Origin of the sequence: Phyllobacterium myrsinacearum, assembly GCF_014138285.1 — a bacterium.
GTDB lineage: Bacteria > Pseudomonadota > Alphaproteobacteria > Rhizobiales > Rhizobiaceae > Phyllobacterium > Phyllobacterium myrsinacearum_A.
Genome location: NZ_JACGXN010000002.1, coordinates 478,916 through 501,876, shown reverse-complemented (window position 1 = coordinate 501,876; position 22,961 = coordinate 478,916). Strand labels below are relative to the sequence as shown.

At 57.0% G+C, this 22,961-nt stretch carries 21 protein-coding genes and 1 riboswitch; of the genes, 10 read left to right on the top strand and 11 right to left on the bottom strand.

Going from position 1 to position 22,961, the window contains the following annotated elements; genetic code table 11:
- Positions 1–29: 29 nt before the first annotated feature.
- The 6 genes from FHW16_RS11990 to FHW16_RS11965 form a co-directional block, all read right to left on the bottom strand.
- Positions 30–1,715, bottom strand: a complete 1,686-nt coding sequence (locus tag FHW16_RS11990; protein ID WP_182549409.1) for an ArnT family glycosyltransferase — start codon at positions 1,713–1,715, stop codon at positions 30–32.
- 25 nt (positions 1,716–1,740) lie between these two features.
- On the bottom strand, positions 1,741–2,061 hold the full coding sequence (locus FHW16_RS11985) for a lipid-A-disaccharide synthase N-terminal domain-containing protein (RefSeq protein WP_105732161.1): 321 nt from the start codon (positions 2,059–2,061) through the stop codon (positions 1,741–1,743).
- Positions 2,054–2,800 (bottom strand): glycosyltransferase family 2 protein, encoded by a 747-nt coding sequence (locus FHW16_RS11980; RefSeq protein ID WP_432652021.1) that lies wholly within the window; start codon positions 2,798–2,800, stop codon positions 2,054–2,056. Before FHW16_RS11980 ends, FHW16_RS11985 begins: the two co-directional genes overlap by 8 nt.
- Before the next feature lie 125 nt (positions 2,801–2,925).
- Positions 2,926–4,575 carry a thiamine pyrophosphate-binding protein gene (locus FHW16_RS11975; protein ID WP_182549407.1) on the bottom strand — a complete coding sequence of 550 codons (1,650 nt, stop codon included), beginning with the start codon at positions 4,573–4,575 and terminating at the stop codon, positions 2,926–2,928.
- On the bottom strand, positions 4,559–5,746 hold the full coding sequence (locus FHW16_RS11970; RefSeq protein WP_182549406.1) for a CaiB/BaiF CoA transferase family protein: 1,188 nt from the start codon (positions 5,744–5,746) through the stop codon (positions 4,559–4,561). The genes FHW16_RS11975 and FHW16_RS11970 overlap by 17 nt, the downstream gene beginning before the upstream one ends.
- A 5-nt stretch (positions 5,747–5,751) precedes the next feature.
- Positions 5,752–6,720, bottom strand: a complete 969-nt coding sequence (locus FHW16_RS11965) for an alpha/beta fold hydrolase (protein WP_182549405.1) — start codon at positions 6,718–6,720, stop codon at positions 5,752–5,754.
- A gap of 724 nt (positions 6,721–7,444) precedes the next feature.
- Between FHW16_RS11965 and ettA the strand changes: the two genes are divergently transcribed.
- The 3 genes from ettA to bluB all read left to right on the top strand — a co-directional run bounded on the left by ettA (position 7,445) and on the right by bluB (position 10,843).
- On the top strand, positions 7,445–9,094 hold the full coding sequence (gene ettA, locus FHW16_RS11960) for an energy-dependent translational throttle protein EttA (RefSeq protein ID WP_182549404.1): 1,650 nt from the start codon (positions 7,445–7,447) through the stop codon (positions 9,092–9,094).
- A gap of 118 nt (positions 9,095–9,212) precedes the next feature.
- The gene (locus tag FHW16_RS11955; RefSeq protein WP_182549403.1) at positions 9,213–9,821 is read left to right on the top strand and encodes an MOSC domain-containing protein; all 609 of its coding nucleotides are present in this window, start codon (positions 9,213–9,215) and stop codon (positions 9,819–9,821) included.
- Between the two features lie 26 nt (positions 9,822–9,847).
- A riboswitch (cobalamin riboswitch) is annotated at positions 9,848–10,023 on the top strand.
- Between the two features lie 67 nt (positions 10,024–10,090).
- The gene (bluB, locus tag FHW16_RS11950) at positions 10,091–10,843 is read left to right on the top strand and encodes a 5,6-dimethylbenzimidazole synthase (protein ID WP_182549402.1); all 753 of its coding nucleotides are present in this window, start codon (positions 10,091–10,093) and stop codon (positions 10,841–10,843) included.
- Here the strand turns inward: bluB and FHW16_RS11945 are convergent.
- Positions 10,776–11,093 carry a DUF2293 domain-containing protein gene (locus tag FHW16_RS11945; RefSeq protein ID WP_182549401.1) on the bottom strand — a complete coding sequence of 106 codons (318 nt, stop codon included), beginning with the start codon at positions 11,091–11,093 and terminating at the stop codon, positions 10,776–10,778. The genes bluB and FHW16_RS11945 overlap by 68 nt on opposite strands.
- 142 nt (positions 11,094–11,235) lie before the next feature.
- Between FHW16_RS11945 and FHW16_RS11940 the strand changes: the two genes are divergently transcribed.
- Positions 11,236–12,243 carry an ArsR/SmtB family transcription factor gene (locus FHW16_RS11940; protein WP_182549400.1) on the top strand — a complete coding sequence of 336 codons (1,008 nt, stop codon included), beginning with the start codon at positions 11,236–11,238 and terminating at the stop codon, positions 12,241–12,243.
- Complete coding sequence (metF, locus tag FHW16_RS11935) at positions 12,243–13,166, top strand: methylenetetrahydrofolate reductase [NAD(P)H] (protein WP_182549399.1); 924 nt, start codon at positions 12,243–12,245, stop codon at positions 13,164–13,166. The genes FHW16_RS11940 and metF overlap by 1 nt, the downstream gene beginning before the upstream one ends.
- 483 nt (positions 13,167–13,649) lie before the next feature.
- On the opposite strand, the gene FHW16_RS11930 is transcribed toward metF, so the two are convergent.
- Positions 13,650–14,567 carry a DMT family transporter gene (locus tag FHW16_RS11930; protein WP_182549514.1) on the bottom strand — a complete coding sequence of 306 codons (918 nt, stop codon included), beginning with the start codon at positions 14,565–14,567 and terminating at the stop codon, positions 13,650–13,652.
- A gap of 179 nt (positions 14,568–14,746) precedes the next feature.
- On the opposite strand from FHW16_RS11930, the gene FHW16_RS11925 reads away from it, so the two are divergent.
- The 3 genes from FHW16_RS11925 (at position 14,747) to FHW16_RS29080 (ending at position 17,525) form a co-directional block, all read left to right on the top strand.
- The gene (locus FHW16_RS11925; protein ID WP_182549398.1) at positions 14,747–15,973 is read left to right on the top strand and encodes an alanine racemase; all 1,227 of its coding nucleotides are present in this window, start codon (positions 14,747–14,749) and stop codon (positions 15,971–15,973) included.
- A gap of 114 nt (positions 15,974–16,087) precedes the next feature.
- Positions 16,088–16,828: a sulfatase family protein gene (locus FHW16_RS29085; RefSeq protein WP_281410111.1), complete on the top strand. Its 741-nt coding sequence runs from the start codon at positions 16,088–16,090 to the stop codon at positions 16,826–16,828.
- A 55-nt stretch (positions 16,829–16,883) separates the two neighbouring features.
- The gene (locus FHW16_RS29080; RefSeq protein WP_281410110.1) at positions 16,884–17,525 is read left to right on the top strand and encodes a sulfatase family protein; all 642 of its coding nucleotides are present in this window, start codon (positions 16,884–16,886) and stop codon (positions 17,523–17,525) included.
- Between the two features lie 49 nt (positions 17,526–17,574).
- Here the strand turns inward: FHW16_RS29080 and FHW16_RS11915 are convergent, their stop codons facing one another.
- A complete protein-coding gene (locus FHW16_RS11915) occupies positions 17,575–18,789 on the bottom strand; it encodes a lytic murein transglycosylase (RefSeq protein WP_182549397.1) in 1,215 nt (404 codons plus the stop codon).
- Between the two features lie 127 nt (positions 18,790–18,916).
- Positions 18,917–19,735 (bottom strand): glycoside hydrolase family 25 protein, encoded by an 819-nt coding sequence (locus FHW16_RS11910; RefSeq protein WP_182549396.1) that lies wholly within the window; start codon positions 19,733–19,735, stop codon positions 18,917–18,919.
- Between the two features lie 245 nt (positions 19,736–19,980).
- Between FHW16_RS11910 and FHW16_RS11905 the strand changes: the two genes are divergently transcribed.
- Positions 19,981–21,003, top strand: a complete 1,023-nt coding sequence (locus tag FHW16_RS11905) for a hypothetical protein (RefSeq protein WP_182549395.1) — start codon at positions 19,981–19,983, stop codon at positions 21,001–21,003.
- Positions 21,004–21,020: 17 nt separating this feature from the next.
- Here FHW16_RS11905 and FHW16_RS11900 read toward each other — a convergent pair whose 3' ends face one another.
- Positions 21,021–21,917: a LysR family transcriptional regulator gene (locus FHW16_RS11900; protein ID WP_182549394.1), complete on the bottom strand. Its 897-nt coding sequence runs from the start codon at positions 21,915–21,917 to the stop codon at positions 21,021–21,023.
- A gap of 152 nt (positions 21,918–22,069) precedes the next feature.
- Between FHW16_RS11900 and FHW16_RS11895 the strand changes: the two genes are divergently transcribed.
- Positions 22,070–22,948, top strand: coding sequence for an arginase family protein (locus FHW16_RS11895; RefSeq protein ID WP_182549393.1), 879 nt, complete (start codon positions 22,070–22,072; stop codon positions 22,946–22,948).
- Positions 22,949–22,961 lie beyond the last annotated feature (13 nt).

Sequence of the window (22,961 nt, the reverse complement as noted above, 5' to 3'; positions counted from 1 at the left end):
CTATTGTGCGTGGTTCTGCAATCCGACGCCTACTGAACAGCCTTATACAGTGTCACGGTTGTCTTGCGGCCCTTGCTGTAGTTGATCCCCGATGCAGTTCCGACAATGACCACAGACTTATCACCCTGCGGCAGGTTCTGATAGAAGTCGGCCTGATTGCGTTCGTCAACAGCCGCAATTGCGCAGGATGGATTGGCGAGCAGATGTTTTGCCGCGCCGGCGCCATCGGTCAAAACTGTCTTTGTACCGGCCAAAAAGACCAGGCTTGGTTCAGCATATCCGGCTGAAGCGAGGATACTATCCGGGCAGGGCTTGGCCTGGTTGAAGGCATTGTTTATCGCCGGGCTCATCCAGATTGGCGTAATCGCTGGCACAACGCCCCAGGTAAGCAATGCCAATGTGGCAATGCCGAAGGCCGCCGCTGCCTGAACGGCACGCTTGAGATTGTCCTTCAGCACAAGGCCGCTGGCAAAGACACCGGCCGCCGCTGCTGTAAAAAAGGCGATAATACCGGGAATGGAAAATGTGTCGGCCATGACCCACGGCAAAACTGTGCCAGCGCCCATCAGGCCCAGTGTCGCAATCCCAAGGCCAAGAAGAGTCAGCCGTTCAAGCCAGATCTGCCAGCGTCCGCGGTAGGGCTCGGTGGCAATCCCCGTATCGACCGCCCAGGCCATCATCAGCAGAAGGGCCGGATAGGCAGGCAGGATATAGTGGGGAAGCTTGGTCGGGATCATTTCCGTCACCAGCCAGTAGGGAATGTACCACGCTGTCAGGAACGCCAGACGCGGATCGGTACGGAAACGGCTCAGGGCCTGCAGACCGCCGCGTATGGCCATGACCCCGAAAGGCCAGATGAAAACAACGAAAATCAGCGCGAAATAGCCGGGCGGTGCGCCGTGGCTTTCCTGTCCATCGCCCACCTTGGACAAAAGATCATTGCCAACGGATTCGCTGAAGAAAGCGCCGCCGCTCTTCAGGGTGATCATGATCAGCCACGGCAGGACAATGACCAGCAGAATAGGGAGACCCGCCAAGGGCTTCAGGCGCTTCAACCATTGCCAGTCGCGATAGAAAAGACTGAGTGTAACGGCAGTAAGAACGCTGACAAAGGGCGTGATCGGCCCCTTGATCAAGATGCCTATGGCCGTCGCAACCCAGAAGATAAGGGCAGGAGCCCATTTTGCCGGGGCATTGTCGCGGCTGGCCATCCATATTGATGCCAGCGCAGCCTGAGCAAACACAACGGTGGCGAGCAGGGTTGCATCGGTTTTTGCCACGCGCGCTTCAAAGCCGAGCATGACGATTGCCGCAAGCGCAAGGCCGGCAAGCAGTCCGGCGCTCTGGCCGAACAGGAATGCACCAAGCGCCGCCGTGGCGAGAACTGCCAGCGTTGCGCCGCCTACCGAGACGAGCCGGTAGGCCCACACCGGTGCCTTGTGATCATAGCCGGTAACCTTCAGCATGGCACTCTGGAGCCAGTAAATGCCAACAGGTTTCTTGTAACGGGAGGCATCCTGAAAGCGGATGTCGACGTAATCGCCGGTTTCCGCCATCTGATGCGTGGCCTGGATATAGCGGGACTCGTCGCGATCAAGCGGCGGGATCGAAGCGATACCCGGCACGAACGATACAAGACAGACAAAGATGAGCAGCAGGTAGTGGCTGAAACGGAGTTTCGCGGTGCCCGCAGAAGCAGGGTCAGAATGGGTCATGATCGTGCCTTGCGGTGCCTCCGGCTCAGCTATCCTGCGTCATTGCCTTTTTTTCATTGGCGATCAGCCACAGATTGCGGATGTAGACGACGAGGCCCAATCCCTGACCGGCGATGAACACCGGATCCTTTCGGACAATCGCGTAGATGAAAAGCAGTACGCCGCCAAACAGAGAGAAGAACCAGAACGTCACCGGGACGACACTGCGCTTGGCTTTTTCCGAGGCAATCCACTGCACGACGAAACGCATGGTGAAACAGCCCTGTGCAAAGAAGCCGAGGACGATCCAGGCATCGAACTGGGCAACGAAGACCGAGTGCAGCCAATTGGTAATTGCGTCAGCCATGGCTGATCTCCGTAATAGTTGGAACGGTCTTGCGGCGCTTTCTCAGCCACCACACACCATAAAGATCGAGAATACCGCGCAAGCCGCGATCGAGAATGCCGTAATTGGATTTGCCGTGACGGCGCTCGCGGTCCACCACATCCACATGCACGACGCCGTAACCCTCGCGGATCACCAGTGCAGGCAGATAACGGTGCCAGCCATCAAAAAACGGCAGCTCACGGAACAATTGGGTATGCAGCGCCTTCAAACCACAGCCGGAATCGCGCGTGTTGTCCTTCAGGATCGCGCCGCGCAGGTTGTTGGCGAGTTTTGAGGAAATCTGCTTCAGTTTGGTATCGGTGCGCTTCAGGCGCTGACCGGCGGCAATGCCCACAGCAGGACCCGCTTCAAGTAACGCATCGGCAAGCCTTGGCAGATAGGCTGGATCATTCTGGCCGTCGCCATCCATCGTGACGACGATTTCGCCCTTGGCGGCAAAAACCCCGGAGCGCACTGCTGCGCTCTGGCCCGCAGATTTGTCGTGCCGGATATGGCGCAGCGGCTTGCCGGTGCGGATCCGTTCACCCAGTGCATCGCCGGTTCCGTCGGTCGAGCCGTCATCCACGACCACCACTTCGTAGTTGCGGCCCTCCATGGCTGCATCCACTTCGTCGAGAAGGAAGGCCAGGTTTGCGGCCTCGTTTCGGCATGGGATTACGATTGTGATTGCCGGGTTGCTCAAGGTGCAGGCTTTCATATTGTCTGGTCAGGCGCGCTCCATAGAGCATCGGACGGTAAATAGGAAGCCGTCCTATTTACCGTCCGATGCTCTAACACCGAAAGAGCCGCCTTTCCATCCTCAATTCATTCAATGGGGAATGATCAACGCTTATTGCGAATGTCCGTCAAGCTCTTCGCTGGTGTGATTGCTTCCGGATCGAGTCGGATTTCGATGATCGATGGTTTGCCGCTCTGAACCGCGCGTTGCCATGCCCCCTCAAAATCAACCGTCGCTTCGACGGTTTCGCCGTGTCCGCCATAGGCGCGGGCGAGCATGGCAAAATCGGGATTTGTCAGATCGGTTGCCGATACACGACCGGGATATTCCCGCTCCTGATGCATGCGAATGGTGCCGTAGATATTGTTGTTGATGACGAGCACGATGATAGGCAGCTGGTATTTGACCGCCGTTGCGAAATCCTGGCCGTTCATCAGAAAGCAGCCATCGCCCGCAAAACAGACAACTGTTCGCTCCGGATAAAGCTGTTTCGCCGCCACCGCCGCGGGTAGACCATAGCCCATGGAGCCTGATGTTGGCGCGGCCTGCGTGCCGAAGCGCCGGAAGCGATGGAAACGGTGCAGCCATGTGGCGTAGTTACCCGCACCATTGGTCATGATCGCATCTTCCGGCAGCGCGCTTTCAAGATAGGCAATGATCGGACCCATGGCGACGTTTCCGGGTCCGGTCTGGGGCGGGGTCGACCATGTGAGATAGGAGGTATGGGCAACCTCCGTTTCTCCGGGCCAGTTGATGTGCGAGGGCGGTGCCAGATGTTCCACTGCCTCGGCAAAGGCGTCTGGTGCGGCGTTGATGGCAAGTGCGGGGCGATAGACGCGGCCGAGTTCATTGGCATCGGGATGCACATGGATCAGCGTCTGTTTGGGGTAAGGGCTGTCCATCAGCGTATAGCCTGACGATGGCATTTCGCCGAAGCGTCCGCCGACCAGAAGCAGGACGTCGGCCTCTTTAACGCGCGTTGCGAGCGCCGGATTGATGCCGATGCCGACGTCGCCTGCGTAGTTCGGATGGAGATGATCGAACAGCATCTGGCGGCGGAACGAACAGCCGACCGGCAGATGCCACTTCTCGGCAAAGCGGGTGATGGAGCGAACCGCCGCTTCGTCCCAGCGTGAGCCGCCGAGAATCATGAAGGGCTTCTTGGCGCCCTGCAGAAGGTCGGCGAGTTTCTCGATGCTGGCAGGGGACGGGCCCGTTTCGACCGGCTGCCATCCCTGTGCGGCTACTGCCTCCACCTTGTCCGTCAGCATGTCCTCAGGCAAAGCCAGCACGACAGGCCCGGGGCGGCCCGATGTGGCGACGGAGAAGGCACGGGTGACGAATTCCGGAATGCGGCGAGCATCGTCGATTTCGGCAACCCATTTCACCGTATCGGCAAAGAACCGGCGGTATTCCACTTCCTGGAAGGCTTCACGTTCGCGCGCATCGCGCTGCACCTGTCCGATGAACAAGATCAGCGGCGTCGAATCCTGCATGGCGATGTGGATGCCGGGGGAGGCATTGGTTGCGCCGGGGCCGCGTGTGACAAAGCAGATGCCGGGCTTGCCGGTCAGTTTGCCCCAGGCTTCGGCCATCATCGCCGCCCCGCCTTCGGCCCGGCAGACCGTGACGCCCACGTCGGCATCCACAAGCGCGTCGAGCACGGCAAGATAGCTTTCGCCGGGAACGCAGAACAGGCGTTCCGCGCCATTGGCCTTGAGGGCTTCTACGATCAATTCACCGCCGGTTTTCATCGGATGCGTCCTTCAATTCCTGGAGAATGTCTGCACTGTGTTCGCCGAGGCGTGGCGAGGGCTTGTTGTAGGTCAGGGGTGTCTTCGACATGATGATCGGCGTGCGCACCGAAGGAATACTGCTGCCATGGTCATCGTCAAGGTCGAGGCGCAATTGCCGGGAGACGATCTGCGGATCGTCGAACATTTCACCGATCCGGTTGATCGGCCCGGCGGGCACCGCATTCTGCGCGCAGGCGGCAAGCAGATCGGCGCGTGTACGTTTCTGCGTTTCCGCCCGGATGATCGCCGTCAATGCGCCGCGGTTTTCCAGCCGTGCCCGGTTAGTGAGAAAACGCGGATCGGCACTGAGGCCGTCCAGCCCTACGATGGCACAGAAACGGGCAAATTGCCCGTCATTGCCGACCGCAAGAATCAGGTGGCCGTCGGAGGTGGGCACGACTTCGTAGGGGGAAATATTGGGATGCGCATTGCCCATCCGGTTGGGACTTTTGCCGGTGGCGAGATAATTCATCGCCTGATTGGCCATGACAGCGGACTGCACATCGAAGAGCGCCATATCCACCAGCTGGCCTTCACCGGTTTTTGCCGCATGGGCCAATGCCGCCTGAATGGCAATAACCGAGTAAAGCCCGGTGAAGACGTCAGCAACGGCAAGGCCTACCTTCTGCGGTTCACGGTCCGGTTCACCGGTGACGGACATCAGCCCGGACATGCCCTGGATGATGAAATCATAGCCAGCCTGACTGGCATAGGGACCTGTTTGGCCAAATCCGGTGATGGAGCAATAGACGAGGCGGGGATTGTCGGCACTCAAGGTTTCATAATCGAGACCATATTTCTTCAGGCCGCCAACCTTGAAATTTTCCAGAACAACATCCGCCGTCCGGCACAGCGCCCGTACCGTTTCCTGGCCTTCGGGGGAGGTAAAGTCGACCGTGATTGAACGCTTGCCGCGATTGCAGGAATGAAAATAGGCGGCGGAAAGGTTCTCTCCCTCTTTGCTGGTGATAAAGGGCGGGCCCCAGCCACGGGTTTCATCGCCGCCTGCAGGATTTTCGACCTTGATCACATCGGCGCCGAGATCGGCCAGAATCTGTCCGGCCCATGGTCCGGCGAGGACGCGGGCGAGTTCAATGACACGCACGCCTTTGAGGGGAGCTTCGGTCATGGCGGTTAAAGTGGCTCCAAATTCAGTGTTGGTTTTTGGGCTTGTTTCTGAACGACTCGAAGCGCCCAATCGGTGAAGTCACTCATGATCACGTCGCGGTTGATTTCATTCAAGCCTTCATGGCGGGTGTCAGCATAAACTTTGGTCGTTACCTCGGTGAACCCCAGTCTTTGCATCCGTTTGCCAAGATCTGTTACGGCGCTGCCCTTGGCTGTGGCCGGATCTTCCCCGCCACCAACCAGATTGAATGGCAGGTCGCGCCGCACCCCTGCCAGTGCCGTGTCGTCGGCTCCGGCAAAAGTGAAACCGAAGACATCGCGCCACATGCTGACCGAGGCATCCCATCCGCAGAGGGGATCGGCGACATAGGCATCGACTTCATCAGGATCACGCGACAGCCAGTCAAAGGGTGTGCGGGCGTCCTTGATGCCGCGTTCCCAAGTCTGAAAGGTCAGTTTGGGTAAAAGCATGCTCGGGACGTCGGAGCCAAGGAACATGCGCTCGGCCCGCAGAATGCCTTGCGCCAGCCGCCCGGCGAGCCCGGCAGAAAAGTTGGCGTTCCAGATGGCGGCAGCATCAACTTTCGTCTGAAAGCCCAGCACATAATTGAGACCGATCAAGCCGCCCATGGAGTGGCCGAAGAGGACAAGCGGCAATCCGGGATGGCGAGCACGGGCAGTGGCGTTGATCGCGTCCACATCATCGAGGACCAGATGCATGCCCTCGCGCTCGGCGAAACGGCCAAGCGGGGCACCTTCGGCTTTTGTATAGCCGTGGCCGCGGTGATCATGAGCATAGACGTGAAAGCCATGCTTGTTCAGGTGTTGCGCAAATCTGCTGTAGCGCAGGCTGTGTTCGGCAAGTCCGTGGCTGATCTGTACAATGGCTTTGCCGGGGCTTGTGGCCGGTGAAAAACGCGTGGCAAGTGCGGCACCTGTCGGTGACCGGATCGTTTCGATGTCTGCAAAACTCATTTATGCCTCCCACGATCAATTGAAAGGGTGGCGCGTGATTAGTCAATCCAGAATAAATTCTGCGTAAAATCGGACATCTCTGCGTGTTTTTGCACAATAAATAATCACGTACTGCACCATGCAATTTTATTTTGCAAAACCTCTTGCAAACGACAAAAACTTGCCGCAAAACTTCTTTCCGAAAGAGATTGGATCCTGTGTCTTCTCTCGATTGTCCCCGGCTTTTAAGGCTGACAGAACGCTGGATTGCTGCGTTGAGGGATAATTGTTTGAACCAGAACATCCAGGCGCTTGCCAGTTACATGGCCGTTTCGGGGAGAAGAGGACGCTCCCCAAATGCGGCACCAGAGGGGAAACCGGGTGACGGAAATATCCGCACCCGGTTTCGCTCGTTTTGGGGGTATTTTTTTTATGTTGGAGATGCACCCCCCTCTGCCCTGTCGGGCATCTCCCCCCACAAGGGGGGAGATCACATTGGCATCAATGATCTTGCTTAATTTTCAACTCTTGGAAGATTAGCTGAAACAACAATGAAGGCTGATCTCCCCCCTTGTGGGGGAGATGCCCGACAGGGCAGAGGGGGTAAATGTCAGGCCCTGCGAAATTGTAAAACGCCCGGCAATTCCGAAATAAACGCCGCGCGCATTGCCACCCGCGTCCCTTTCGCCTACATACGGCGCAAATTCATGTCCCAAAAATCCCGAACATCGGAGTGACGCGCGTTATGGCACGCCAATTCATTTATCATATGGCCGGCCTGAACAAGGCATACGGAACCAAGAAGGTTCTCGAAAACATCCACCTTTCCTTCTACCCTGACGCCAAGATCGGTATTCTCGGACCGAACGGCGCGGGTAAGTCGACGATCCTCAAGATCATGGCCGGCATGGACAAGGAATATACCGGCGAAGCCTGGCTGGCTGATGGTGCCACGGTCGGTTACCTCGCGCAGGAACCGCATCTTGATCCCACCAAGGACGTCATGGGCAACGTCATGGACGGTGTCGCGGACAAGAAGGCCGTTCTCGACCGCTACAACGAACTGATGATGAACTATTCCGATGAAACCGCCGATGAAGGCGCCAGGTTGCAGGACATCATCGACGCCAAGAACCTCTGGGATCTGGAATCCCAGGTGGAAATGGCCATGGAAGCGCTGCGCTGCCCGCCCGGTGATTCCGGCGTGGAAAAGTTGTCCGGTGGTGAGCGCCGCCGCGTGGCGCTGTGCCGCCTGCTGCTGTCGCAGCCTGATCTTCTGCTCCTCGACGAGCCGACCAACCACCTTGACGCCGAAACCACTGCCTGGCTGGAAAAGCATCTGCGCGAATATGCCGGTTCCGTCCTGCTCATCACGCACGATCGCTACTTCCTCGACAATGTGACCGGATGGATTCTCGAACTCGATCGCGGCCGCGGCATTCCGTATGAAGGCAATTACTCGGCCTATCTCGGTGCCAAGTCCAAGCGCATGCAGCAGGAAGGTCGTGAGGACGACTCGCGCCAGAAGGCTCTGGAGCGCGAACGCGAGTGGATTTCCGCCAGCCCGAAGGCACGTCAGGCCAAGTCGAAAGCCCGTATCAAGGCCTATGATGCACTGGTCGACGCCGCCAACGAACAGCGTCCCGGTGATGCGCAGATCATCATTCCTGCAGGCGAACGCCTCGGTCAGGTGGTTATCGAAGCCGAAAACCTCACCAAATCGTTCGGTGATCGCGTTCTCATCGAGAACCTGACCTTCAAGCTGCCGCCCGGCGGCATTGTTGGCATCATCGGTCCGAACGGTGCGGGTAAGACCACGCTGTTCAAGATGATCACTGGACAGGAAAAGCCGGATTCCGGCTCTATCCGCGTCGGTGAAACGGTTCATCTCGGTTATGTCGACCAGAGCCGCGACCATCTCGTGGCGGAGAAGAATGTCTGGGAAGAAATCTCCGGCGGCAATGAAATCATCAAGATCGGCAAGAACGAGATGAATTCGCGCGCCTATGTCTCGGCGTTCAACTTCAAGGGCGGCGATCAGCAGCAGAAGGTTGGCAATCTCTCGGGTGGTCAGCGCAACCGCGTGCATCTTGCCAAGATGCTGCAGTCCGGCGGCAATGTTCTGCTCCTCGACGAACCGACCAACGATCTTGATACCGAAACACTTGCGGCGCTCGAAGACGCGCTGGAAAAATACGCTGGTTGCGCTGTTATCATCAGCCACGATCGTATGTTTCTCGACCGGCTGGCAACGCACATCCTCGCATTCGAAGGCGACAGCCACGTCGAATGGTTCGAGGGTAACTTCCAGGACTATGAAAACGACAAGATTCGCCGTCTGGGACCGGACAGCGTCAATCCGAAGCGTCCGAGCTACAAGCCTCTGACACGCTGACACGATCGGGAGGGCGGCAACGCCCTCCCATCACCGATTTTGACGAATCCATCAGTGATATTGGCTGGTTTTAACAATCAATTTTCCTAAGATGCGGCAGATTTCACGGAGTGCCGTCATGACAGACCTTTTCGGAACCAGAACTGACATCCTTCCGGCCCGCAAAATTGCCGGACGGGTGAGCGGCCTGTTCCAGGCACCGAAAGACAGCTTTGTTACCGCTGCAACGGACAGCCTCGACCTCACCTTTGAAGGCATACGCGGCGATTATCATGCGGGCCTGACACGCCGGTCTGGTGGGCGCGAGCCCTGGTATCCGCGCGGCACGGAAATGCGCAACGAGCGGCATATTTCCATTCTTGCCGCCGACGAACTCGAAACCATCGCCAGGATCATGGGGCTTGCGCACATCAAGCCCGAATGGATCGGTGCCAATATGATTGTCGATGGCATTCCGTCGCTCTCCATGCTGCCGCCGCGCACGTTGCTGTTCTTCGAAGGCGGCGTGACGCTGAAGGTCGACGGACAGAATGCGCCGTGCAAGGTTGCCGGACGGTCCATCGCCGACGGGGCGCAGACGGCGGATCACACCACAACCGCACTCGACTTCGTCAAGGCATCGAAGCGTCTGCGCGGCATTGTCGCGTGGGTCGAGGTTCCGGGACTCATCCGTTCAGGCGAGAAAGTCGATGCGCGCCTGCCGGAGCAATGGATTTATCCCGGCTGACGCTTGCGTCTTTCGCCGATTTGTGGCGAATGAAATACAGGTCCGGTGCCTGCTTGCAGGAGAATCGGGAAGCCGGTGAAAATCCGGCACGTGCCCAACGCTGTATAGGGGATGCACCGCGCAGGTTGCCACGGAGAAATCCGGAAGGCGCGTGGTTCAGATGAACCTCAGTCAGAAGACCGGCCGGACCGGATAGCCGAAACCGCACGGACAGCGGGGAGGTGTCTGGGGTCAGATCAATCTGACCCTCGCATTGTTGGGAGCAAACGATGCACGATTCTGCCCATGGTCCAGTGGCCGCCGCCGATTTTTCCGAAGATGAGCGCGCAGCCGTCTATAAAGCCATCTATACCCGCCGTGACGTGCGCGACCAGTTCCTGCCGCGCCCGGTCGATGATGATGTGCTGTTGCGGCTGCTTGATGCCGCCCATCACGCGCCGTCGGTGGGGTTCATGCAGCCATGGAATTTCATTCTCATTCGCGATCAGGCGCGCAAAGCCGAGGTGCACCGGGCGTTTACCCGCGCCAATGCGGAAGCAAAGACGATGTTTAAAGATGAGCGACAGGCACTCTATGCATCGCTGAAGCTTGAGGGCATCGTGAAAGCGCCGGTCAATCTGTGTATCACCTGCGACCGGACGCGCGGCGGAGACGTTGTGTTGGGACGCACCCATAACCGGCAGATGGATGTCTACAGCACTGTCTGTGCCGTGCAGAACCTGTGGCTGGCGGCGAGGGCGGAAGGCATTGGTGTTGGCTGGGTCAGTATCTACCACGATCAGGATATGCGCCGTATTCTGGCTATCCCCGATCATGTCGAGATCATTGCCTATCTCTGCATCGGCTATATCGATCAGCTTCATGAGCAGCCGGAATTGCAAAAGCGCGGCTGGCGCGAGCGTCTGCCGCTGGAACAGCTCATCTATGAAGATCAATGGGAAGCGCATGCAGACGTTAGCTCGGATCTTCTTCATCAGGGTCCAGCCGCCGCGTTGCCCGCCATTCCGTCAGCTTCCGGTTGATGGCCTCCAGCACAAAGAACCGCGCTGATTCCTTGTCATAACCCTCGTCGCGAAGGGCATCGTAATCCGTGTGCTGATGGCGGACATGCGCGACTGTGGCCAGCCACACGGCAATAGGCGGCGGCAGGGTTTTCATGTGCGGTGCCGTGGCCGCAGCGCGTATGGGTTCAGAATCAGAATAGGGCACCGCTGGCAAAAGCAGCGTCAATGCCTTGCCGATGGCCCGCTGGCGGCTGGTTCCTGAACTCATTGCACTCTCTTCCCACCGATTCGCTCATCGATATACAGCCCTATTTCAGACGCGACAAAATTTGCCGTCAACGGAAAAACAAAACTTGCCAAATCTGTATTTCTCACATAAACATATCTTTATATCTTTTGAGGATAACCTGATGGACAAACGTGATCTCAATCTTGACCTGATGGTCGACACGCTGAAAGCAGCGGCGGAGCCTAGCCGCCTGCGCATTCTGGCGCTGTTGTCCCGGGGGGATTTGACGGTTTCCGATCTCACCTCCATCCTCGGACAGTCGCAGCCGCGCGTGTCCCGTCATCTCAAGCTGCTGTTCGAAGCCAATTTGATCAATCGCTATCAAGAAGGTTCCTGGGCCTATTTCCGTCTCGCTGAATCGTTGGTGGTCGGCGATATCGCCCGGATACTGCTGGATCGCCTTGATATGTCGGATCCTTTGCTGGAGCGCGATATCGAAAGGCTCGGCTCGGTAAAGCTGCAGCGTCGCGAGCGGGCCGCCGCCTATTTCAGTGCCAATGCCACCAGCTGGGACGCTATTCGTTCGCTGCATGTGCCAGATGGCGCTGTGGAAGCCGCACTGACCAAGATCGTCGGGCGTACGCCGTTTCAGGCTATGCTTGATGTCGGCACCGGGACTGGCCGTCTTCTCGAACTGTTTGCACCGCTTTATGTGCGCGGCGTCGGTATTGATATCAATCGCGATATGTTGACGATTGCCCGCTCCAATCTGGACCGGTCGGGCATTGGCAATGCGCAGGTTCGTCAGGGTGATGTCTATTCTCTTCCGGTTGACCGCGAGTCCTTCGATCTGGTGACCATTCATCAGGTGCTGCACTTCCTGGATAATCCTGCCGAGGCAATCCGTGAAGCAGCACGCGCCTTGCGTGCCGGCGGACGTATGCTGATTGTCGACTTCGCGCCACACGAGCTTGAATTCCTGCGGGACAGTCATGCCCACCTGCGGCTTGGCTTTACCGACAACCAGATGCGTGACTGGCTGACAGAGGCCGGGCTGGCGCTGGAAGACAGCATCGAGCTTGAACCAAAAGACAAAGACAAACTGACTGTCAAACTGTGGCTGGCACGCGACCCGCGCTTGCTGATCGCTGATCCCGCTTTAACCTCCCGCGTAACGGAGAGTGTCTGATGAGCTTTTTCCGCCAATCCCGCCGTGCTGACCTTGGAACCAATATCAAGGTTTCCTTTGAATTCTTTCCGCCCAAGACGGAGGTGATGGAAGAGCGCCTTTGGGAAACCGTGACGCGACTCGCGCCGCTCAATCCCGAATTCGTGTCGGTCACCTATGGTGCCGGCGGTTCGACCCGCGAACGCACGGCCCGTACGATCAAGCGCATTCTGACAGAAACGGATGTGAACGCGGCGGCGCACCTGACCTGTGTCGATGCGACAAAGGAAGAGGTCGATACTGTCGTGCGCGAATTCGCAGCGATGGGCGTCAAGCGCTTCGTCGCACTGCGCGGCGATCCGGCTGGGGGCGTCGGTGCTCACTATAAGCCGACACCGGGCGGTTATGAAAACGGCGCCGATCTGGTTGCCGGGCTGAAGGCTTTTGCGGATTTCGACATTTCTGTTTCCGCCTATCCGGAAAAGCATCCGGAAAGCCCGGACTTTGCCACCGATATCGACATGCTCAAGCGCAAGGTCGACAATGGTGCGACGCGGGCCATCACGCAGTTCTTCTTCGAGAACGATCTCTATGAGCGTTATGTCGAAAAGGTCCGCCGTGCGGGCATCTATATTCCCATCCTGCCGGGCATCCTGCCGATCCACAATTTCACACAGGTGACCAATTTCTGCTCGAAGGCTGGGACGCATATTCCGGCATGGCTGACCGAACGGTTTGACGGGCTGGAAAACGATCCGCAGACTCATGCGCTGGTCTCGTCGGCCGTGGCTGCCGAACAGGTTCTTGATCTGGTCGAGCGCGGCGTGCAGGACTTCCATTTCTACACGATGAACCGTGCGGACCTTGCCTTTGCGATCTGCCACCTGATCGGCATCCGCCCAGCCAGCGGGACGCTGGAACCCGCACTGGCCGGTGCCGCCTGACAGGCTGCACGATTGCTTCAACAGAAAATGGCCCGGTTGTTATAACCGGGCCATCTTGTTTATTTCACCTTTTAACGGTCAGAGACCATCTCCACGGCGCTCTTATTCTCAATCAGGGTATGAGTCCTACGACCATTGCACCGATAAATGCGAACGCTGCACAGATCATCAGGACGTTCATCGAACGAGTAAGTCCCATAGTTTGTCTCCTGCAGTTAACCTCGTCAGCATAGCGGAAAATTGCCACAGAAAAAGCGGAAATATTACCGTCTGATGACAAGATCAGTAGAAATTTTTTGCTCTATAACCGTAAGTTTCTGAAATGAAACGCATTTACGTGAATAAAAAACCTTGAATTCGCGACGAAATAACCGGTAATTTGGTTTATTTTTGCATTGCACCAAAATCCGTTGCGTGTGATTTTTAACCGGTTTATGACGCAATTACGCCGCAATCCAGCCCGGAAATATCAAGTCGAATCTGCTAGGATTTGTTGAAAACTCTATCTTTTTTACCGTTTTGCAAAGCGGCGAGCAGTCTGCCATCAATGGTCAGCAGACCAAGGGCGATGAGTGCCATGCCGGCAAAATCCTTGAAACCCAATTCCTCCCCGAGAAAAATTGTTCCAAGCAGGATCGCACTGACCGGAACGACCAGCGTAACAAGCGAAGCATTGGTTGCACCGCCAGCGCGGACTATCGAAAAGAACAGGATATAGGCGAAGGCCGTGGACAGAAGCCCAAGGCTGAAGACTGCGGCCCATACGCTGCCATCCGGTGTGGCAAAATCCGGAACGCCACTGGAAAGAAGAACCACGGGGATCATGATGAGAGTCGAGGCGGTCATCTGGCCTGTCGCGGTCACAGCAGGCGGGATTCCCTTGAAGCGCTTGGCGAGAATGCTGGCGAAGGCATAGGATAGCGTAGCCGCAAGCACGGCGATTTCCGCCCAGAGCGGTCCGCCCAGCCCGGAGAGCACGCCGGGTCCGATCATGACAACGGTGCCGACGATGCCGAGCAGGATACCGGCGATCTTGTTGGCGGAGATCTTTTCATCAACTGTCAGGAACGTGGCGATGATTACCGTCCAGATTGGCGTCGTGGCGTTGAGAATGGATTCCAGACCGGCACCCAGCGCCGTCTGGCCGATAAAAAGCAAGGAGAAGGGGATCACATTGTTCAAAAGCCCCAGCCCGGCGAAGCCAAGCGCATGCTGGCGATAATCCCAGAACCGGACGCCGCGGCTGAGAAGGTAGAGATGAAGAGCAAATGCTGCGATGGCGACGCGGAACAGCACGAGGGTAAGCGGAGGAATCACGTGCACCGCGATTTTGGCGAAGAAAAACGACCCGCCCCATATGGCGCCAAGCAGCAGCAACTGGAGCCAGACGAAACCGTTCATAGCGAGCGGATTGGGCTGTCTTGTCTGGTTTACGGCCACAGGTAGTCCCCCCGATTCTGGTCTGCCCGCATATTTCTAGGCGTGGGCCGACAAATTGCTACCCGTTTCTTGCAAAAAGAAATCGACTTTCGTCCGTCATCTGCTCTTGCTAAGACTTCTGCATGGAGCAGAACATCAAGATGCAACGATTCGCCTCGGCCCGTGATGCAGCGCTTACCCTGCGGCCCGATCAACCTGTCTATTGCTTCCGGCCGGATGTCCTGGTCGCTGATGCGCACCAGTTCATGACGATGTTCCCCGGTGAAACCGCCTATGCGGTGAAGACCAATGGCGAAAATCTCGTTCTGGAAACGCTGGCGCGCAATGGCATCAACACATTCGATGTGGCGTCACCGGGTGAGTTTGCAGCGGTGCGGAAAGTCGCTCCCAATGCGCATATGCTCTACATGCATCCTATCAAGGCCCAGTCGGACATCCGGCTAGCGCTGGAAACCTATGGCATTCGCATTCTCGCGGTTGATCATGAAGACGAGATCGCCAAGGTCACACGCATCGTCCGCGCGCTGGATATCGATCCGGGCAGCGTCACGCTCTATGTGCGCCTGCAGACCAAAGGCCATGCGGCTTACGAGCTTTCCAAGAAATTCGGTGCAACGCCTGCCCATGCGGTCGAACTCCTGCAGCGCCTGCACAAGATTGGCTACAAGGTCGGGATATGTTTCCATGTGGGCAGCCAGATCGAAGATCCTGATACCTATGAGCGTGCCCTGCGGTCCGCCGACTGGGTGCGTAACCGTGCGGGCGTCCCGCTTGCGGGGCTGGACGTCGGTGGCGGCTTCCCGGCGGAATACGGCCACGATCCAAAGCGCAAGCATGTGGAGATGCCTTCACTCGGGCAGTTGATGTCGCGCCTGCGCGGCGACATCAAGGAATGGGGTTTTGGCGATCTGCCATTGGTGGCCGAACCTGGCCGCGTGATCGTGGCGCGCGCCTTTTCTCTGATCGTGCGCGTGCTCCTGCGCAAGGGCAGGCGGCTTTACATCAATGATGGGATCTGGGCTTCATTGTCCGACTCTTGGACCGGTAAAATCACGCTTCCGGCGCGGTTCATTCCGGACCCCGCGATCAAGCACCGCAGCGGCAACGTCAAGGAAATCGTGCCGTTTCGCGTCTGCGGTGCCACCTGCGATTCCGTCGATATATTGTCACGACCGTTCTGGCTGCCCGAAACAGTCGCAACTGGTGATTGGATTGAAATCGGCAATATCGGCGCCTATTCCCTGTCACTGCGCACCCGCTTCAACGGTTTCTATCCCGATACCTTCGTCGAGGTGGAAACGCCGTTCGATGAGGGCGAGCGGCCGGAGGGCTTTGCTTCACTGGAGACCATGTCACCATCTGGATGAGCCAATTATGAGTATAATTTTCTAAAATCAAAGTACGCAAGACGAGGTATTGCCTCGACGCTTTTAGGCTGAATGCTCATATTTACCCTTGTATTTTCATGGGGTATTTAAAGAATGTATCGTAAGGTTGTTACAAGGCGAACCCTATTACAGGGCGCCGCAATTGGCACAGTTTTGGCGGCGGCAGGTAGTCAGAATTCGGGTGCAAATTCGATTAGGAAGCCCAATATTCTGTTTATTCTCGCCGATGATCTCGGTTATGCGGATTTATCCAGTTATGGGCATCCTACGATCAAGACACCCCATATCGATTCACTTGGTGAAAATGGAATCCGGTTCCTTCAGGCCTATTCAAATTCCGCTGTCTGTTCCGCGACGCGAACGGCGCTTATCACCGGGCGTTACCAATACCGTTTGCCGCTTGGGTTGGAAGAACCATTGGCGGGTGCGGATGTAGGACTGCCGCCCGAGCATCCAACCTTACCTTCCTTGTTAAGGAAGGCTGGTTATCAAACCACGTTGATCGGTAAATGGCATATGGGAAGCCTGCCGAAATTTGGACCTCTTCAAAGTGGTTACGAGCATTTTTATGGGTTTCGCGGAGGTGTGGTCGATTACTATTCCCATGATTCCAATAAGAAAAAGGATTTTTGGGATGATGATATTGCTATCGACAAGGTTGGCTACCTTACTGATCTGCTTGGCGACAGAGCGGTGGAAACGATCACCAGCAATGCCAAAGCCGATAAGCCGTTTTTGATCAGCCTGCATTTCAGCGCGCCACATTGGCCGTGGGAAGTGCCAGGAGAGGAAGGGAAAAAAAGAGTCGGAACGTATCGAGAAATTGTCGCTTAATTTGTCGACATTCGATGCTGGTACGCAGGAAACATACCGGCGGATTGTAGAACATTTGGATTACCAGATCGGTCGTGTTCTACAGGCGCTGAAAGATAATGGAGTTGCAGACGATACGATAGTTATCTTCACCAGTGATAATGGCGGCGAGCGTTTTTCCAATACATGGCCTTTCTCCGGTAAGAAAACTGAGCTGCTTGAAGGCGGCCTGCGCATTCCTGCCCTCATTCGCTGGACCGGGAAAATTGCAGCGGGTGTAACAACCGATCAGGTAGCGATCAGTATGGATTGGTTCCCCACCTTGCTGGAGGCGGCCGGAGCAACGGCGGATCCGGCCTTTCCGCCGGACGGCATATCGCTGCTACCAGTTCTGACAGGCGCAAGCCCGGTAAAGAAGCGCAAACTGTTCTGGCGCTACAAGGGAAACAAGCAGCGAGCGGCGCGGATCGGCGATGACAAGTACTTGAAAATTCTTGATAATACTTTTCTTTTCAATGTGGTTGATGATCCGTTGGAGCGGGCAAATTTGAAAACCCGTGACAGCGATAAGTACAAGGAAATTCTTGGCGAATGGAAGGCTTGGAACGCGAGCATGTTACCCGAAACCGATGCCAGCTATACGTATGGATTCTCCGGTGATCAGTTTGCGGACCATATCGGCACAAAACCTCCTACCAAAGACAGGGACATCGATTAAGATTGACGATTTCTGGTCGATGCTCCTGCGGCTGGCTTAAAAACACTTTTTATAGCTTATTCAGCAGCTCCGGCGTCGGCCAGGAGTCGGCAGGCAGGCCAAGGCGCATCTGCTCTTCGCGAACCGCATCACGGGTTAGAACACCGAACACGCCGTCAATCTTCGGGCCCATGTCATGGCCGCGGGCTGCAAGCTTGTTCTGCAATTCCTTCATCTGGTCGGGTGTCAGGCCAGTCTCCGGTGTCGTCGGCTCCAGCGGGCCGGCACCGGCCAGACGTGTGGCGAAGTAAGCTGCCGTTGTCGCGTAGATGATGGATTTATTCCATTCGACGAACACGTCGAAATTGGCGTAAGACAGGAATGCCGGACCCTTGCGGCCCATGGGCAGCAGCAGTGAGGCATCGCCGTCATCGGGACCGAGCGGACCCTTCATGCCCATTACGCCCCACTCGGACCATTTGGAATGCGGCAGGCGGTTGGTGCGCAGGGCATTTTCCCATGGCAGTTCCTGTGTCAGCTTGATTTCCTCAAGCCAGGGCTCCCCCTTGCGCCAGCCGAGGTCGTGCAGGACGCGGGCGGCAGTCATGATCGCATCCGGCGCGCTGTTCTTGAGGTCGACCTTGCCGTCACCGTCACCATCGACACCGCGTTCCAGATAATCGGTCGGCAGCATCTGCATCTGGCCGATTTCGCCGGCCCATGCGCCCGTTGTCTTGGAATCGACCACGCCCTTGTCGAAAAGTTTCAGCAACGCGATCAATTGCGGGCGGAACAGCTCGGGACGGCGGCAGTCAAAGGAAAGAGTCAGCAGCGAGTTGAGTGTGTCGAAATCACCCTGGACGGCACCGAAATCCGTTTCAAGACCCCAGAAGGCGGCAATGACCGGGCCGGGCACGCCATATTCGGACTCTGCCTTGGCAAAGGTGTCGGCGTATTTCTTCAGGTTGGCGGCGCCTTGCTTGAGGCGGTAGTCCGAGACCATGCGGGTCGAGAAAGTCAGGAAGGTCTGGCTGAATACGCCCTGTGCGCGGTCACGCTGCAGAACCTTATCGTCCATGGATGCCTTGAGAAGCTCGTTGAGACCCGTCTCGGTTACGCCAGCTGCCTTTGCCTCGTTGATGAGGCCATTGAACCATGGTTCCAGTTCGCCGCCGCAGGCAGGCTTCACTGCTGCGGGTTGCTGCGGGTCCACCTGGTCCAGCGCATGGGCGGCGCCTGTCGCAGAAAGAAATGCGGCGGCAAGGGCAATCGATAGCTTATTCATCAGGGAAATCTCGTTCACAACAGGGGGCGCCAGCAGGCGCGCGAGCTAGAGCAAATTAACCCTGCTAATGCACGATTATGACCCCGTCGTGAAGTCACAGAATTGCGAGAAAATCCAGAAAGTGACTTTATCGCACCTTGTTGCGTGCCAGCCACTGTTTCCAGGCGGCTTCGTTGCCTGCGAACACGTTGATATCCGCATCGCCGCGAATTCCCGGAATCGAGCCTGTGCCGGTGTACTGCCAGAACGTCCACGGGTGTGTACCGTATTTCTCATCGGGATGACCGGCGACGGAGCGCAACCAGAATGGATATCCGGCCAATTGCCTGAGATCATTGTCATCGAAGAAGTCGACGGTGGTGTAGATAACGGGCCGCTTGCCATAGTGGCGCTCCAGCATATCCATGAAGACGCGCATTTCGCTGCGTACAACCGCAGCGTTGGGACGCAGCTTGCAGGTCGGCGATGCTGCATTCCATTCCATATCGAGAACCGGCGGCAAGGCACCGGGATCGTTAGGAACGTTCCGGATGAACCATTGCGCCTGTTCCTTGGCGGTGCGGCAGAAATAATAGAAGTGGTAGGCGCCGCGCGGAATGCCGGCCGCACGTGCGGCCTGCCAGTTTTCGGCGAGACGGTCATCGACCCGGTCCGCGCCTTCCGTTGCCTTGATGAAAACAAAGGATATGCGGCTGCTGCGGACTGTCGCCCAGTCGATCGTCGACTGGTATTTGGAAACATCGGTGCCATGGATCGGGTAGCGCCAGGGTGTCTTTCCGGTCCAGTCATGCGGATTACGATCGCCGAAACGCGGTGCATTCACATTACCCGAGGGAGCCGCGATCTGCTGCGCGGGTGAGGGGCGCTTGGAATCGGAAAAATCGTAGTCGACCGTCGTGCAGCCGGTAAGAAGAAGGATCAGTAAACCAGCAGCAAGTCGCTTCATGAAAGACGGTCCGTATTCAAATCGTGATAGGGCATTCCATACACGCTCAGTCATGCGTCATTATGCTTAACAGATCATGACCGGCGCACATTATGGTTGATCTTCGTCGCCTTGCCTTTGTCACTATTTTTCAATGTGATATCTGTATGAGGGTAGCGGGACGTGGTAGGTCACATCTTCGTGTTTGCCATGATAGGCGGCAAAGCTGTTGGCAACACGGCCATTTGACCCATCCGGGAAAGAATATGATCAGGAAAATCGGCTGGGTTGTACTTGTGATTTGCGTCATTGGGCTCGCCAATGTGACGCTCGCTGCCTGGGTGACCATCGACCGGCCGGAACTTGGTATCGGCACCAGCCACGCGGAGAATTGCGTCCGTCCGACGGTACCGAGCTTCTGGAGAAACTATCGCGGCTTTCCGAGCTACAATAATGAGCTCATCTCGGATTATTTCGGCGTCTATGCCGCCTACGCATCGAATGTCTACAAGCCGGGTGCCCGGCATCATTTCGATCTGAAAACGGAATATTTCGGTTGGGAACCCTTTGGTGAGCCCATCGCCAAGGCAGGCGGCTTCTACGCGGAAGTTTATCGCCGCCGCAGTTCCGACCGCATGTCGTACATGATCGTATTTCGGGGCAGTGACGGTCTGGCAAGCATTCCGGGGGTTATCAGCAAACTCAGCTATTTCACGCAGATCATCAATCCGTGGGATCAGTACCGGACGGCGCGCAAGGAATTCGCCAAGGTCAGGGCTGAAGCCCAGAAGAGTTCGGACGGGTTGCCAATCGACTACATCGCGGTGGGTCATGAACTGGGTGGTGGACTTGCGCGCCACATGGCTGCTGCGTTTCCGTGCACGGCCGCTATTGTCTTCAACTCCACTTTTGTTTCGAATAATTTTCGCCTGACCGAGCCCTATGAGGGGCAGGTGGTCGATCTTTTCGCCGAGAACGATTTGCTGTCCCGGCTCGCTATTTTGCCAAACCCGCGCTCGTTCTTCCGGATATCACGTGTGCACCAGTGGTATCGCGTTCGCAATACAGGTCCGATGGACGGCAAGCGCGGCATGTTCAAGACCGCGACCGCGATGGCGCGCATCCCGGTCATCTGTCTTTTGCGCAGTGATTGCGAGCTCTTGCAAAGTGAGAGCGGCGATGAGCTGGAATCCAATCCGCAGAGCGGGCGTTCAGCAGAGAATATTTCCAAGCTCTACTGCATGGCCGCGCCCAGTAACGTTGTCTCCAAGGGAGACCTGTGCAAATAGGCACGGGCTGCAAGGCATCAGTCTGTTTTTCTGAAGCGCTCCAGGAGCCACTCAACAAAGACTTTCAATCTGGCACTCTGATGCCTGCCGGGAGGATAAACCACGTGGAACGGCAGGGGCGGGTGGCTCCATTCGCTCAGGATCTCGACGAGTTGCCCTGATCGCAGGTAAGGCAGGATGAAGGGTCTCAGGTTTTGTCCCACACCCAGACCGGCCAGTATCATGGCGATCTGACCATTGTCCTCATTGGTCGAAAACTGCAGATCGCTGACGAGGTGTTTGTGATCGGATTTCAGGAATATCATGGGTTTCACCTTGCCATCGGCATGGGAGAAAAAACCGACCTTGCTGTGTTCGCCATCGAGCTGTTGCGGTGTCGCCGGCGTTCCCATCCGCGCGAGGTAGGATGGTGACGCGCATGTCACGAACTCGGCGTCGAACAGGTGTCTTGCCACCAGAGAGAGGTCGCCGATTTCCCCGGCCCTGATGGCGCAGTCGACACCTTCTCCGATGATGTTCGCCGTACGGTTGCTCGTACCCAGCGCGATGGAGATATGCGGATATTTTTCATGAAAATCCGGCAGATGAGGTATCAGAATATTCTGCGCGAACGTGGTGGTGGATTCGATGCGCAGGTGTCCCCTCGGCGTCAGCTTCTTGCCCCGTACGGCGCTGTCAGCCTCGTCCACCTCCGCCACGAGACGCACTGCATAGCGGTAATATTCTTCGCCCTCCGGCGTCACGGAAATGTGCCGCGTGGTTCTGTGCATCAGCCGGATTCCGAGATGCTTTTCAAGGTCGGTTACGAGTTTGCTGACTGTCGAACGGGGCACCAGAAGCTGGTTGGCAGCGCCCCGGAAAGAACCGGATTCCACAACCCTCACAAAGGCGCGCATCGCAAGCAGCTGATTCATCGTGTTTCTCCACGTGCGGGCTATTGTCCATACTGATGGACAGATATGTCACGGATGAGCCATTTTGTTTCCAATATCAATCATCTATTTCCTGCCTGTGAGAGGGAGGACATGATCCAAACTCCAGTGTCCTGACAGGAAAGAGTGAGACAATGCCAGTTGATCCGAAGAAAGTTCTGCGCCTGAATCTGCCGCAATGGCAGGGCGGAGATCATCCCGATTACAGAATAGGTGCGCGCGTTCTTGCCGCGATTGCCCCGAAGGCTCTGGGGCCGGAGGAAACGGTCGCGGTCGCCGCTACCGCCAGCGACCAGCGTCACGTCGAGCAAGGCATTGTGTCCCGCCAGCCGCTTCTGGATAACCTTGCGGCGGCCAGGTCGGCAATCGCGCGGCACAATCCTGAAGCCATCGTGACACTGGGCGGTGATTGTCTCGTCAGTCTCGCGCCTATTGCCTATCTCAGCGAGCGATACGGTGATGATCTGGCTGTTCTGTGGGTGGACGCCCATCCGGACGTGATGACGGCCAAGGAATTCCGGAACGCCCATGCGCATGTGCTTGGCATGTTGATGGGGATCGGCGACGCCGATTTTGTCGCCGCCGTTTCAAAACCGGTGAAAGGCGCCAAAGTCCTTTACGTTGGTCTGACCGAAACCACACCCTACGAAACGGATTTCATTCCGGCGCATGGCATGACACGTCTCAGCCCGGAAGATCTGGCCGGCTCGGCGGAGCCAGTGCTGGCGTGGCTGCGTGCTTCTGGTGCGAAGAAAGTAGCGGTGCATTTTGATCTGGATGTGCTCGATCCCACGCTTTACGATTTCCTGCTTTCCCAGGATCCCACCGCGGGACCGGATGCCTTTGCCGGTGTTGCGAAGGGCCGGATGCGGTTCGAGGATGTCGCAAAGATTCTCGGGGTCGTGGATGCCGTAGCCGATATTGTCGGGCTGACGATTGCCGAATACATGCCGTGGAATGCGATCTGGTTGTCGAAGTCACTGCAAACCCTGCCGCTCCTCGGAAAACGCTAGGCCTTGGCTTGCA

Bases quoted from the DNA above. Each gene is read 5' to 3' on its own strand.
- FHW16_RS11990 (WP_182549409.1), bottom strand. From the start codon at position 1,715: ATGACCCATTCTGACCCTGCTTCTGCGGGCACCGCGAAACTCCGTTTC.
- FHW16_RS11985 (WP_105732161.1), bottom strand. From the start codon at position 2,061: ATGGCTGACGCAATTACCAATTGGCTGCACTCGGTCTTCGTTGCCCAG.
- FHW16_RS11980 (WP_432652021.1), bottom strand. From the start codon at position 2,800: ATGAAAGCCTGCACCTTGAGCAACCCGGCAATCACAATCGTAATCCCA.
- FHW16_RS11975 (WP_182549407.1), bottom strand. From the start codon at position 4,575: ATGAAAACCGGCGGTGAATTGATCGTAGAAGCCCTCAAGGCCAATGGC.
- FHW16_RS11970 (WP_182549406.1), bottom strand. From the start codon at position 5,746: ATGACCGAAGCTCCCCTCAAAGGCGTGCGTGTCATTGAACTCGCCCGC.
- FHW16_RS11965 (WP_182549405.1), bottom strand. From the start codon at position 6,720: ATGAGTTTTGCAGACATCGAAACGATCCGGTCACCGACAGGTGCCGCA.
- ettA (WP_182549404.1), top strand. From the start codon at position 7,445: ATGGCACGCCAATTCATTTATCATATGGCCGGCCTGAACAAGGCATAC.
- FHW16_RS11955 (WP_182549403.1), top strand. From the start codon at position 9,213: ATGACAGACCTTTTCGGAACCAGAACTGACATCCTTCCGGCCCGCAAA.
- bluB (WP_182549402.1), top strand. From the start codon at position 10,091: ATGCACGATTCTGCCCATGGTCCAGTGGCCGCCGCCGATTTTTCCGAA.
- FHW16_RS11945 (WP_182549401.1), bottom strand. From the start codon at position 11,093: ATGAGTTCAGGAACCAGCCGCCAGCGGGCCATCGGCAAGGCATTGACG.
- FHW16_RS11940 (WP_182549400.1), top strand. From the start codon at position 11,236: ATGGACAAACGTGATCTCAATCTTGACCTGATGGTCGACACGCTGAAA.
- metF (WP_182549399.1), top strand. From the start codon at position 12,243: ATGAGCTTTTTCCGCCAATCCCGCCGTGCTGACCTTGGAACCAATATC.
- FHW16_RS11930 (WP_182549514.1), bottom strand. From the start codon at position 14,567: ATGAACGGTTTCGTCTGGCTCCAGTTGCTGCTGCTTGGCGCCATATGG.
- FHW16_RS11925 (WP_182549398.1), top strand. From the start codon at position 14,747: ATGCAACGATTCGCCTCGGCCCGTGATGCAGCGCTTACCCTGCGGCCC.
- FHW16_RS29085 (WP_281410111.1), top strand. From the start codon at position 16,088: ATGTATCGTAAGGTTGTTACAAGGCGAACCCTATTACAGGGCGCCGCA.
- FHW16_RS11915 (WP_182549397.1), bottom strand. From the start codon at position 18,789: ATGAATAAGCTATCGATTGCCCTTGCCGCCGCATTTCTTTCTGCGACA.
- FHW16_RS11910 (WP_182549396.1), bottom strand. From the start codon at position 19,735: ATGAAGCGACTTGCTGCTGGTTTACTGATCCTTCTTCTTACCGGCTGC.
- FHW16_RS11905 (WP_182549395.1), top strand. From the start codon at position 19,981: ATGATCAGGAAAATCGGCTGGGTTGTACTTGTGATTTGCGTCATTGGG.
- FHW16_RS11900 (WP_182549394.1), bottom strand. From the start codon at position 21,917: ATGAATCAGCTGCTTGCGATGCGCGCCTTTGTGAGGGTTGTGGAATCC.
- FHW16_RS11895 (WP_182549393.1), top strand. From the start codon at position 22,070: ATGCCAGTTGATCCGAAGAAAGTTCTGCGCCTGAATCTGCCGCAATGG.